Here is a 12,000-nt window from a genome sequence, read left to right on the forward strand (position 1 = left end):
GCGCGCCGGTCTCTGTGCCGATCCCTACGCTCGGCGTTAGGCTCTCGCCGTGGCCGACCTCCACGATCCTCCGCTCCCCTGGTCCACGCGGCTCTGGTTCGCCTTCGCCTGCTTCTTCCGCGTGCTGTTCGATTCCCAGTTCGCCGCGCGGGCCTGGCAGGCGCGCGCGGCGGCCGCCGCCCTGCCGCCGGCCGAGCGCGCTGAGCCGCGACAGCTCGAGCGAGATCGCGCAGGCGGCGCGCCCGCCGCCCCCGAGGCCGCCGCGGCTGCAGCGAGCGAGCCCGCCCCCGCGCCGGTCGCCGCCCCCGCGCCGCACGCCGCGCCCGCGGTGAGCTCGGCGCTCCAGCTGCTCTCGCTGCTCCAGCGCGAGGGGCGGCTCGTCGACTTCCTCGAGCAGGACATCGCCTCGTTCGGCGACGCGGACGTCGGCGTGGCGGCGAGGATGGTCCACGAGGGCTGCCGCAAGGCGCTGCGCAGCCACGCGAAGCTCGCGCCCGTGCGGCGCGAGGACGAGGGGGAGAAGGTGACGCTCGAGGCCGGCTACAACCCCTCCGAGATCAAGCTCATCGGCAACGTGTCCGGGATCGCGCCCTACAGAGGGGTGCTGCGCCACCGGGGCTGGCGCGCCGACGATGTCTCGCTGCCGACGCCGGTCGCCGGCCACGACGCCAGCATCATCGCCCCCGCGGAGGTCGAGCTATGAGCGCGCGCTACATCATCGGCATCGATCTCGGCACCACCCACTGCGCGCTCGCCTACGCGCCCCTGCCCGAGGACGGAGCCGACGCGCGGCTCACGCCGTCGCCCGAGGTGATGGCGGCCCCGCAGCTCGTGGCGCAGGGGACGCTCGAGGCGCGCCCGCTCCTGCCCTCCTTCATGTACATCCCTCACGAGAGCGAGGGCTCCCAGGCGCTGCCCTGGGACGCCGAGCGGCGCTTCGCCGTCGGCGAGCACGCCCGGGCGCGCGGCGTCGACGCGCCGGCGCGCCTCATCTCGAGCGCGAAGAGCTGGCTCAGCCACGCTGGCATCGACCGGCGCGGATCGACGCTCCCGCTCGGCGCGCCCGAGGACATCGAGAAGATCTCGCCCGTCGAGGCGTCGTGGCGGTACCTCGAGCACCTCACCGAGGCGTGGGATCACCTGTTCGCGAAGGACGATCCGGCGCTCGCCCTCGCGAAGCAGGAGATCGTGATCACGGTGCCCGCGTCGTTCGACGCCGCCGCGCGCGATCTCACCGTCGAGGCCGCGAGCGCCGCGGGGTTCGAGGACCTCACCCTGCTCGAGGAGCCGCAGGCCGCCGTGTACGCCTGGATCGACGCGGCCGGTGAGGCGTGGCGCAAGCACCTCCAGCCGGGCGACGTGCTGCTCGTGATCGACGTCGGCGGCGGGACCACCGACTTCTCCGCGATCGCCGCGGTCCCGCGCGACGGCTCGCTCGATCTCGTCCGCGTGGCGGTCGGCGACCACATCCTGCTCGGCGGCGACAACATGGACCTCGCGCTCGCGCACGTCGTGAAGGCGAAGCTCGCCGCCGAGGGCAAGGAGCTCGATCGCTGGCAGATGACGTCGCTCACCCACGCCGCGCGCGTCGCGAAGGAGCGGCTGCTCGGCGATCCGTCGATCAGCGAGGCGCCGATCGCGATCGCCGGCCGCGGCTCGAAGCTGCTCGGGGCGGCGATCCGGACCGAGCTCACGCGGGACGAGATCACCCGGACGCTCGTGGACGGGTTCTTCCCCGAGGTCCCCTCGTCCGCGCGCCCCGCGACCCGCGCGCGCGCCGGCCTGACGCAGCTCGGCCTCCCGTACGCGCAGGACCCGGCGATCACCCGCCACCTGGCCGCGTTCCTGGGACGGCAGGCAGGCGCGACGTCGAAGCTTCCGGGCTTCGCCCCGCAGGGAGGGGCGAACGCCGAGCCCGGCCGAGCGCCGCTCCTCCTGCACCCGACGGCGGTGCTCTTCAACGGGGGCGTCATGAAGAGCGCGGCGCTGCGCGAGCGGCTGGTCGCGACGCTCGGCGCCTGGCTCGAGCAGGACGGCGCGCCCCGGCCGCGGGTGCTCCCGAGCGACGACCTGGATCTCGCTGTCGCGCGCGGCGCCGCCGCCTACGGCCTCGCGCGGCGCGGCCGCGGGCTCCGGATCCGCGGCGGGACAGCGCGGGCCTACTACGTGGGCATCGAGGGGGCCGTCCCCGCGGTGCCCGGCCTGGAGCCGCCGATCACGGCGCTCTGCCTCGCGCCGTTCGGCATGGAGGAAGGCACCGAGGCGACGCTGCCGCCGCAGGAGTTCGGCGTCGTGGTCGGCGAGCCGGTGCGCTTCCGCTTCTTCAGCTCGTCGGTGCGCCGGGATGACCAGGCCGGGACCGAGCTCGAGAGCTGGAAGCCCGGAGAGCTCGAGGAGCTCTCGCCGATCGAGGTCACCTTGCCCGCGGAGGGCCGCCGGGAGGGCGACATGGTGCCGGTGCAGCTGCGCGCGTCGGTCACCGAGGTGGGGACGCTGCTCCTGGAGGCGATCCCCCGGGAGGCGCAGAAGCCGAACGAGCGCTGGCGGATCGAGCTGTCGGTGCGCGCCGAGGCGTGAGCGCGGGGTGCCCGACATGGCACCGACGATTCGCAGGCTCCGCGTCGTCCATTCGACGAGATACACCTACGATCGCCCGGTGGAGCGCAGCGTGCACAAGCTGCACCTCTGCCCGGTGCACGACTGGGATCAACGGGTGCTCTCGCACACGCTCACGATCGATCCCGGCGTGACCACCATGGAGTTCGAGGACGTCTTCGGGAACCGGGCCACACGCTTCGAGATCACCGCCCCGTATACCGCGCTGACGATCTCGGCCGACTCGACCGTGGAGCTCTGCGACGCCGATCCGTTCGCGTTCGCGAAGAAGAAGATGCGGCCCGCGTTCCCCCTCGTCTGGATGCCGTGGGAGCAGGCGATCATCGCGCCGTACGTGCGCCCGGCGGAGCTCCCCGACACCCAGCTCCAGGCGCTCTTCGATTACGCCATGTCGTTCGTCGAGAAGAACGACGCGGACCTGATGGAGACGCTCTTCGCGATCAACTTGACCCTCTTCCGCGAATACCAGTACGTGCCGGGCTCGACGAACCTCGCGACCACCCCGTATGACGTCTTCGTGAACCGGCGCGGGGTCTGCCAGGATTTCGCGAACCTGTTCATCTGCATGGCGCGGCTGCTCGGCATTCCGGCGCGCTACGTGTGCGGATATCTCTATACCGGCAACGTCGGCGCGAGCCGCGCGGGCTCCGACGCGACCCACGCGTGGGTGCAACTCTACATCCCGAACATCGGCTGGAAGGGGTTCGACCCCACGAACGGCGTGCTGGCCAGCCTCGACCACGTGCGGGTCGGTTACGGCCGCAACTACATGGACGTAACGCCGACAGCGGGGACGCTCTACACGGCCGCCGCCGAGACAATGAACGTCGATGTGACGGTGAGCGAGGTCGACTAGGTCTCTCCGCGGGATCGCCCGCCCACCGACAGGCGCCTGTCGCGCCGAGCCCACAGCGACAGCGGAGAGCGCGAAACCGCGGCCGCGGGCGAGGCAGGCTTCCCGCCCCTCCCTGCGGCCGCAGCGCGAAGCGCCGAAGGTCGCTCGGACGGATCCGCGAGACCTCGGCGCGTCGCGATCACTGGCCGTCCTGGAGACAGGCGGTGCCCTGCTCGATACACGCGCCCTCAGCGGTGGTGGCCGCCTCGGTGCCGCACGCGTTGCACGCCTCGTCCGCCGCCTCGTCCGTTGTGCACGCGACATAGCAGGGGTCGCCGTCCGCCGCGCCACACGTCTCGCAGATACACTCCGTAACTGCCTGGTATTTCGGGATCGAGGACTCGCAGAGGTCCGCCGGATCGGCGTCAGCCACGAGGGGCGCCGAGCAGGTCACACACGCGTCGCTGCCGCCCGTGCCGCCGCCACCGCCCTCGCCGCTGCCGCCCTCGCCGCCCGTGCCGCCCGTGCCGCCGCCGCCACCCTCGCCGGCCGAGCTGCTCGCGGTGGTCCCGCCGCCCGTGCCCGTCTCGGTGTCGTCCCCGCAACCCGCGGAGAAGGCGGTCGCGCCAAGGATGAGAGCCATCGAGCCAATGCTGACAAGATTAATATTACGCATGTTGTCCTCCGGCGCGCTCGAACGAGCGCCCGTCGTCGATCGTCGCTTCGTCTGTCAGTCCCAAGGGGACTCGCCGGTCGCGACAACCCCCGCGTGCCGGCGGCGGCACACTACTCCACCCAGGCTGTGACGCTCAACTATCTTCCATGCGACGCGCGAAAACAGCTGTCGGCGCCTCACCCGGTCGCGCGACCCAAAACACCATGGCATGCGCGCTGGGGACGAGCCTAGCAGCGCCCACGGCTCGGGGATCGCCCGACTCCGACGCCCGGGCGAAACCACACCGAAATCGCGCGTCGCGAACCGCGCGCATCGCCGTGGCCGGGGGCTCGCGGCTCACGCTCGCGGCGAGCGTCGCAGCGAATGCCGCAAGTCGCGAGTTCCGAGCCTCCTTGTGCTCCACGGAACGCCGCGCCGTCGCCGGGAACGCCGTCGCCCGCGCCGCGCGCTGCCGGCAGCGCTGCGCGATCTCGATGCCTCGCGCGAATCTGGAGATGGCGGCGGACGCCGCCGGGAGCGCGCGCCTTTGACGACTTGAAGGTGGAAGTTGGAAAGCGCTCGTGACAGCGGCCCTGGAGCTCGGATCTGCTATGATCAGTGGCGCGGCGCCTGCGTCGCGCGCGATCGCAGAGCCCGGCCTCGCGCTGCGATCGCGAGCGACGGGCGCCGGCGATACGGCCCCACGCGCGCCGCGCAGCGACGCGCGGGGCCCGTCGCGCGTCACGGGGGGAGGGCACGATGAGCATTCGTCTGCGCGTGTTGCGCGTGTTGCGCGTGTGTCTGGCGGTGACGCTCGCGGGCCTGTGCGCCTGCGCGAGCACGTCTGTGCAATGGCCCTCGCCGGAAGGGCAGCCGAAGCTCCCGCCCCCACGGGAGATCAACGCCGTCGCGCGGCCGGACGCCGCGCGCTGCACGGCGATTGTCGGGGCCACGCTCATCGACGGCCGGGGAGGGCCGCCCGTGCGCGACGCCGTCGTCGTGGTCCGCGGCGACCGCATCGTCGCCGCGGGCGCGCGCGGCGCCACCGACGTCCCGGCCGGCGCGGAGGTCGTCCCCGGCGCGGGGCTCTGGGTGCTGCCCGGCCTCATCGACGCGCACTTCCACCTCGACGCCGATGACGGGCTGCCCGGCGTCGTCCTGCAGCGCGGCGTCACCTCGCTGCGCGAGCCGGGGAACTGGATCGAGGCGTACGACGCCGCGCGCAAGCTCGGCCCGACGCCGCGGCTCTTCCTGGCGGGGCCGCTGCTCGACGCGCCGTATCCGGCCTATCCGGAGAGCGCGATGCTGGTGCGCGACGCGGCCGAGGCGCGCTGGGCCGTCGATCAGCTGGTCGAGCGCGGGGCGTCGGCGATCAAGGTCTATTTCCGCCTGCCCCTCGGGCTCGTCGAGGAGGTCGCCAAGGCCGCGCACGCGCGCGGGGTGATCGCCGTCGCGCACCTCGAGACCGTCGACGCCGCGGCCGCGGTCCGCGCCGGGCTCGACGGCATCGAGCACATCACGTCGCTCGGCACGGCCCTCGTGCCGCCGCGCGAGGCGGAGCGCTACCGCCAGTCGGTGATCGCCGACAACGACGCGCGCTTTCCGGGGCGCTTCGAGGTCTTTCGCGGCATCTCCCTCGGCGCGCCGCGGACCCGAGCGCTGCTCGGGCTGCTCGCGGCGCGGGGCACCTTCCTCACCCCGACGCTCGCCATCTTCGAGCGCCGCGCCGGCGACGCGGGCGCGACGGAGACCCAGGTGCGCGGCTTCGAGAACATGATGAAGCTCACCCTCGCGGCGCGCCGCGCCGGGGTGCGGGTGGTCGTCGGCTCCCACGGCAAGGCGCCGGGCGCCGAGCGAGGGTGGGCCTACCAGCACGAGATGGAGCTGCTCGTCGAGAGCGGCCTCTCGCCCATGGAGGTCCTCGTCGCTGGCACGCTGGAGAACGCCAGGTACTTCCGCGCCGACGACCGGCTCGGCAGCGTCGAGCCGGGCAAGCTCGCCGACCTCGTCCTGATCGAGGGCGACCCGCTCGCGGACATCCGGGCGATGCGGCGCGTGAAGCGGGTGATGCTGAACGGGAGGTGGGTCGGCCCAGCTCATGCCGAGTGAGCCGCGCGCGGCCGCCGCGGGCTCGGCGCGCGCGTTACGTGGAGCTGCGCGGACAGGGCGAGCGCACGCGGAGCGCGCCGCCGCCATCGCGCGGCGCGCTCCGACAGAGGGCCTTCAGCCCATCTCGATCTCGACGCGCACCGTCGAGCCGGCCGGCGACAGGGGAATCACGTTCCCCGCGACGGTCTTGCCGTCCACGGTCAGCTTCTTCACGCCCTTGCACACCCCCGAGTTCTTGACGCTGATCTCGTAGGTGGCGCCGCGGAAGCGGCGGGAGATGGAGAAGCTCTTCCACGCCTTGGGCACGCAGGGATCCAGCTTCAGGCCGTCGTACTGGGGCTGCACGCCGAGGATCCCCTGGCTGACGGACACGAACGTCCAGGCCGCGGTGCCGGTGAGCCAGGCATTCTTGGCTTCACCGAAGACCGGGGCGTCCTTGCCGGCGATCATCTGCGCATAGACGTAGGGCTCGGCGCGATAGGTCTCGATCTGGCTCTCCTTGGCCGAGGGGCAGATGGAGAGATAGTACTCCAGCGCGCGCTCCCCTTCGCCCAGGAGACACCAGCCGAGGTGGATCCAGGTGTTGTTGTGGCAGAAGATGCCCGCGTTCTCCTTCACGCCCGGCGGATACGAGGTGACCTCGCCGAGCTCGAGGTGATAGGTCGAGTACGCGGGCTGCTGCAGGACGATGCCGTTCTTCGTGTAGAGGTGCTTGTGCACGCTCTCCATCGCCTGCTTGGCGCGGCCGTTGTCCGCGCCGGCGCCGCCCAGGACGCACCAGCCCTGGCTCTCGATGAAGATCTTCCCCTCCTCGTTCTCCTTGCTCCCGACCGGCCGGCTCTCGGCGTCGTAGGCGCGGCGGTACCACTCGCCGTCCCAGGCCTCCTTCTCGACCACGGCCAGCATCTCGGCGTACTGCTCGCGCATGCGCGCCGCGTCGGACTTCTGGCCCATCCAGTCGTACAGGGCGGCCATCTCGCGGCTGGCATAGAGGAAGAGGCCGGCGATCATCACGGACTCGGCCTTCGAGTCCTTCACGTCGCCCGCGGTCTGGAAGCTCTCGTTGGGCTCGGTGCTGAAACAGTTCAGGTTGAGGCAGTCGTTCCAGTCCGCGTGGCCGATCAGCGGCAGGCCGTGCGGGCCCCGCTTCTTCATCGTGTAGGCGATGGACGTCTCCAGGTGGTGAAGGAGGTCCTCCTTGGAGCCCGGCTTGTCGGCGTAGCCCACCGCCTCCTTGAGGATGCCCTTGTCGCCGGTCTCCTTGATGTACGCGCACGTGGAGAGGATCAGCCACAGGTGATCGTCGTAGAAGTCGCCGCCGATGTCGGCGTTCCCCTTCTTCGTCAGCGGCTGGTACTGGTGGTAGCAGGTGCCGTCGCTGAGCTGGGTGGCGGCGATGTCGAGGATGCGCTGGCGGGCGCGCTCGGGGACGAGGTGCACGAAGCCCAGGAGATCCTGGTTCGAGTCGCGGAAGCCCATGCCTCGGCCGATGCCGGTCTCGTACATGCTGGCCGACCGAGAGAGGTTGAAGGTCGCCATGCACTGGTACTGATTCCAGGTGTTGAGCATGCGACTCGCGTGCTCGTCCGGGCAGTCGGCCTGGAAGTTCGAGAGGATCCCGGCCCAGTCCGCCTTCAGCTGGGCGAACGCGCCGTCCACGACGCCGGGCGCCGAGTACTTGGCCAGGATCTCCTTGCCCTTCTGCTTGTTCAGGACGAAGGGCGCCTTGAACTTGGGCAGGTCCCCGTGGTCCACGTACGAGAGCACGAAGCTCATCGTCTCGCTCGCGCCGGGCTCGAGCGAGAGGCTCACCTGGTGGCTGCCGATCGGGTTCCAGCCGAACGCCTTGGAGTTCGTGGCCTTCCCCCTGGCCGGCACCTGGGCCTCGTGGAGGCCGTGGTGGACGCTGCCGCAGAAGGCGTCACGGCTCGTGTCGAACCCGTCGATGGCGCGCGTGCAGGCGAAGAGCGTGTAATGGGAGCGGCGCTCGCGGAACTCGGTCTTGTGGTAGATGGCGCTCCCCTCGATCTCCACCTCACCGATGGAGTAGGTGCGCTGGTAGTTCGTCATGTCGTTGAGGGCCTCGAAGAAGCAGAACTCCTGATAGGAGAAGAGCTGGATGTCCTTCTTCGCGCCGCTCTTGTTGGTGACCCGGGTGCGCCAGATCTCCACGTTCTCGCCGGGAACGATGAAGTAGAGCACCTCCACCTCGACGCCGTTCTTCTCGCCCGTGATCTTCGTGTAGCCCAGGCCGTGGCGGCACTCGTAGCGATCGAGGGCCGTCTTGAGGGGCTTCCACATGGGGTTCCACACGACCCCGCCGTCGTTCACGTACAGGTAGCGCCCGCCGAGGTCCATCGGCACGTTGTTGTACCGGTAGCGCGTGAGCCGGCGCAGCTTGGCGTCCTTCCAGAACGTGTAGCCGCCCGCCGTGTTGGTGCAGAGGCCGAACATCTCGTCCGAGCCCAGGTAGTTGAGCCAGGGCAGCGGCGTGTCGGGCCGTGTGATGACGTACTCGCGGCTCTCGTCGTCGAAGTGGCCGTACTGATTGCTCATGGACGCGCGGTCTCCGTGGATAGCGACAGAAAAAAACCCGGAGGCTGCGCTGCCCCGGGTCGGATAAGCCGATGATTGTCAGGCCTGGGGCCTCCGAGCGAGCTCAGAGGGCCGCCACTCTAGACCCCGGCACCTCCGCTTGTCAACGGGGCCTGGGGGCACGCCTCGCTCGCAGAGCCGCGTATCCGCCGCTTCAACCTGCTTTGAACGTGTCGTAACGGCCGGCGCGCGGCGCGACGCGCGCCTCCAGCGCGGCGCGCTCGGCGGGCGGCATCGGGAAGGAGAGGGACCGCGCGCCCAGGTTCTCGCGCACCTCGGCGATCGACGAGCAGCCGATGATCACCGTGTCGGCGTGGCTGGCCGCGTAGCGGATGAGCTCGGTCGCGCTCGCGGCGCGATCCTGGAGCAGGCGGCCCGCGGCCATGATCTTCATGCCGATGACGCCGACGCCGCGCCGCCGCGCCTCCTCGACCACGGTCGTCAGGAACGGGAGCCGCGCCGGATCTGCCGGGTTGACCGCGCAGAGCACGGTATCCACAGGATAACGCCGCATCGCCTCCAGGAGGATCCGCGGGTCGTGGTGGCCGGTGATCCCGACGTGGCGCACGCGGCCGTCCGCCCTGGCCTGCTCCACGGCCTCGATGGCGCCCCGCTTGCCGAAGATGGCGTCGAGCTCCTCGAGCTCCCGCAGATCGTGCAGCTGCCATGAATCGAGGTGGTCTGTCCCGAGCCGACGCAGGCTGTCGTCGAGCAGCCGCAGCGCGCCGTCGCGATCGCGCGCGTGGGTCTTGGAGGCGAGGAAGACCTGCTCGCGCGCCTTCGGGCCGGCGGCGCGGAAGGCTTCACCGTAGTAGTCCTGGCTCTGCTGGTATGCAGGCGCGGTGTCGCAATACCTGACCCCGAGGCGCAGGGCCTCCAGGATCACGGGCACCGCCTCGCGGTGACGGCCGGTCGTCCGGAGGATCCCCTCGCCCCCGAGCGACACCGGCTCCACCTGCGCGCCCGTCCGCCCGAGCGTGCGCGCCGGCGCCTCGCCGGCCGCAGGCGACGGGCAGCCGGCTGCCCCGACCGCCACGGCCGCTGCGGTCGTGGCGACCGCTCCCAGCACGCCACGACGGCCACCGTCGGCACTTCCCGTCTCGCTCGGCTCGCGCATACGGCCCTCCTTGGAGAGGACTCTACCAACCGACAGGTCGAACGTAAACCGAGGCCTGGATCTTCGGCGAGAACGGCGCCGACGCCGCGCGCGGCGAGGGTCCGGCACCTGGTGGTACGCGCGATGGCCGGCCTCGCGCCGGGCACGGCTTCAGGCCTCGGCAGAGCCGAGCTCAGCGGGCCACCGATTCGACCGCCCACGACCTCATGGACGAGCCTTGGGCACGCGGAAGTGGCCGCCAGTCACTCGCTACCACCGGTCGTCGGGGTCGTCGTCGTCCGACCGATCGTCGTCCTCGAACACCAGCCTGCCAATCACCACCTGGCGCACCGTCGTGGCGTAATAGGCCGTGACGGCGGCCGTGCTCCAGGTGTGCCCGACGATGGTTTTCGAGGTGTTCGTGTAGAGCCGCATCGTCCCGTAGCCGGCGCCGGAGGCCCCCCGGCCGCTCGAGGCGTACCTGGAGTCGGACGAGCCGTGGTGCGTGCTCGTCGAGTCGACGATGCTCACCTCGAACTGGAGTGTGCCCGCGACGAGGGGTGTGACGGGGAGCTTCGCCCTCGGCGTCCGGCGGAGGATCGCGACGTGCCCGGTCGACGACGCGCCTGCGGGGTAGCGGATGGCGATGATGTCGGCGGCGCGCGCGTCCTTGGGGTCGTGGATCCTCTCGAATCCGTTCTCCTCGACGATGGCGTCGTAGTAGGCGGCCGCGCTCGGGCTCCGGCTGCCCAGCCAGTCTTTGAGCGACGCTTCGGTGAAGCCGTAGCCCCGCTTGAGCAGCTCCGTCAGGAAGGTGGCGCACTGCGTCCGGTTCGCGTAGCGCCGCGCGCCGGCCACACCAGCCCAGCTGATGAAGCTGGGGCTCGAGTTGTATTCGTTGTTCTCAGGGCTGATGTTGTCCACGAGGCTCTCCGCCCACCTGAGATGGTCGGCGTGATGCGCATCGGCGGTGCGCGGCGAAAGCCACGCGAGCCCCGGAAGGACGAGACAAGCGATCTTCAGCATACGACGACGAACGCTCGCCATGATCCACCTTGCAATGCAGTGAGTTGCTCGAACTGGCGCGTCGCACTCAGCGCGCGGATTCCCGTGATGTATTAAGTACGATCGAGAGGCGCCGTTCAATACAAATTTGCAACACAACCATCTTTGGGAGTCGCTTGTCCCACAGGCGCACAGACGGACAGACGCACAGACGCACAGACGGACAGGCATCCTCGCGCCCGCGCTCGCGCGCCTCGGCACGCGCCGACGCCGACGAAATCAGTCGATTTCGAATGAGGGTCTGTGTTAACCTGGCCTGTTGTTCCGATGCCCGGATGGCCGGGGGAGCAGGCGTGGGGAGGAGCGTGTCGGACCTGGAGCGACGAGCGGGCGGCCTCGATCGGCCGCCAGCAGGTCACTTCGACTTGATGCGGAACTCCACGCGCCGGTTCATGGCGCGGCAGCCCTCGTCGTTCGTGAAGCAGAGCGGCGCGCCGGCGCCATACCCCGGCGCCGTCATCGGCGTCGCGACGCCGCGCTGGACGAGGTAGCGGACGACGGCGTTCGCGCGGCGCTCGGACAGCTTGATGTTGTGCTCCACGCTGCCCTGGTTGTCCGTGTGCCCCTCGACCGTGAGCGCGGTGATCTCCGGGTGCGTCCGCAGGATGTTCGCCACCGCGTCGAGGACCGAGAACGACTCCGGCCGGATCTCGTCCTTGTCGAGGTCGTAGAAGATCGGCCGGGCGATCTTGATGCGATCCCCCTCGATGACCGCCTCGGCAGGCGCCGCCGGCTGGACGGCCACGGGAGGAGGAGGCGGCGGCGGCGCCGCGCTCGCCGCCACCGACATCTCGGTCTTCGCCGACCCGCACCCCGCCGCAAGGGCGCCCAGGACCACAAGCCAGATCGCTCGGTTCGCTCGCATTTCGCGGCTCTAGCACGGGGAATCGCCCGGAAGAACCGGAACAAGTACGCCGACCCCGCCTACAGCTCCCGCGCGGGCGCACGCGACCGGAGGACGGGTGCGGCGGCGGTGCCCCCTGCGACGGCCCCCCGCGCGAGCCGGCGCGGCGGCGCGCCGGACCTGCG

General features: G+C 70.9%; 9 protein-coding genes. 4 read left to right on the forward strand and 5 right to left on the reverse strand.

All coding sequences use genetic code 11. From position 1 onward, the window contains the following. Positions 1-49 precede the first annotated feature (49 nt). Genes WMF11_RS35650 through WMF11_RS35660 form a run of 3 tightly spaced genes read left to right on the forward strand, consistent with a single transcriptional unit; the run spans position 50 to position 3,472 of the window. Positions 50-703, forward strand: coding sequence for a DUF2760 domain-containing protein (locus WMF11_RS35650; RefSeq protein ID WP_437973900.1), 654 nt, complete (start codon positions 50-52; stop codon positions 701-703). Beyond that, positions 700-2,577: an Hsp70 family protein gene (locus tag WMF11_RS35655; RefSeq protein ID WP_437973901.1), complete on the forward strand. Its 1,878-nt coding sequence runs from the start codon at positions 700-702 to the stop codon at positions 2,575-2,577. Before WMF11_RS35650 ends, WMF11_RS35655 begins: the two co-directional genes overlap by 4 nt. Before the next feature lie 16 nt (positions 2,578-2,593). Continuing rightward, complete coding sequence (locus WMF11_RS35660; protein ID WP_437973902.1) at positions 2,594-3,472, forward strand: transglutaminase family protein; 879 nt, start codon at positions 2,594-2,596, stop codon at positions 3,470-3,472. Positions 3,473-3,650: 178 nt separating this feature from the next. On the opposite strand, the gene WMF11_RS35665 is transcribed toward WMF11_RS35660, so the two are convergent. Continuing rightward, complete coding sequence (locus WMF11_RS35665) at positions 3,651-4,094, reverse strand: hypothetical protein (RefSeq protein ID WP_437973903.1); 444 nt, start codon at positions 4,092-4,094, stop codon at positions 3,651-3,653. 771 nt (positions 4,095-4,865) lie between these two features. Between WMF11_RS35665 and WMF11_RS35670 the strand changes: the two genes are divergently transcribed. Further along, a complete protein-coding gene (locus tag WMF11_RS35670; RefSeq protein WP_437973904.1) occupies positions 4,866-6,215 on the forward strand; it encodes an amidohydrolase family protein in 1,350 nt (449 codons plus the stop codon). Positions 6,216-6,329: 114 nt separating this feature from the next. Here the strand turns inward: WMF11_RS35670 and WMF11_RS35675 are convergent, their stop codons facing one another. From WMF11_RS35675 to WMF11_RS35690, 4 genes are all read right to left on the reverse strand, one after another. Then, complete coding sequence (locus tag WMF11_RS35675; RefSeq protein WP_437973905.1) at positions 6,330-8,771, reverse strand: GH36-type glycosyl hydrolase domain-containing protein; 2,442 nt, start codon at positions 8,769-8,771, stop codon at positions 6,330-6,332. 193 nt (positions 8,772-8,964) lie between these two features. Beyond that, a complete protein-coding gene (locus tag WMF11_RS35680) occupies positions 8,965-9,927 on the reverse strand; it encodes an aldo/keto reductase (RefSeq protein ID WP_437973906.1) in 963 nt (320 codons plus the stop codon). A 249-nt stretch (positions 9,928-10,176) separates the two neighbouring features. Further along, a complete protein-coding gene (locus tag WMF11_RS35685; RefSeq protein ID WP_437973907.1) occupies positions 10,177-10,830 on the reverse strand; it encodes a hypothetical protein in 654 nt (217 codons plus the stop codon). Between the two features lie 496 nt (positions 10,831-11,326). Next, positions 11,327-11,836, reverse strand: coding sequence for an OmpA family protein (locus tag WMF11_RS35690; protein ID WP_080599074.1), 510 nt, complete (start codon positions 11,834-11,836; stop codon positions 11,327-11,329). Positions 11,837-12,000: the final 164 nt, after the last annotated feature.

The sequence above is a fragment of the Sorangium sp. So ce295 genome (assembly GCF_051527405.1).
Classification (GTDB): domain Bacteria; phylum Myxococcota_A; class Polyangia; order Polyangiales; family Polyangiaceae; genus Sorangium; species Sorangium cellulosum_B.

Excerpts from the sequence above, each read along its gene's own strand:
- WMF11_RS35675 (WP_437973905.1), bottom strand. The coding sequence starts at position 8,771 with ATGAGCAATCAGTACGGCCACTTCGACGACGAGAGCCGCGAGTACGTC.
- WMF11_RS35660 (WP_437973902.1), top strand. The coding sequence starts at position 2,594 with ATGGCACCGACGATTCGCAGGCTCCGCGTCGTCCATTCGACGAGATAC.
- WMF11_RS35665 (WP_437973903.1), bottom strand. The coding sequence starts at position 4,094 with ATGGCTCTCATCCTTGGCGCGACCGCCTTCTCCGCGGGTTGCGGGGAC.
- WMF11_RS35690 (WP_080599074.1), bottom strand. The coding sequence starts at position 11,836 with ATGCGAGCGAACCGAGCGATCTGGCTTGTGGTCCTGGGCGCCCTTGCG.
- WMF11_RS35680 (WP_437973906.1), bottom strand. The coding sequence starts at position 9,927 with ATGCGCGAGCCGAGCGAGACGGGAAGTGCCGACGGTGGCCGTCGTGGC.
- WMF11_RS35670 (WP_437973904.1), top strand. The coding sequence starts at position 4,866 with ATGAGCATTCGTCTGCGCGTGTTGCGCGTGTTGCGCGTGTGTCTGGCG.
- WMF11_RS35655 (WP_437973901.1), top strand. The coding sequence starts at position 700 with ATGAGCGCGCGCTACATCATCGGCATCGATCTCGGCACCACCCACTGC.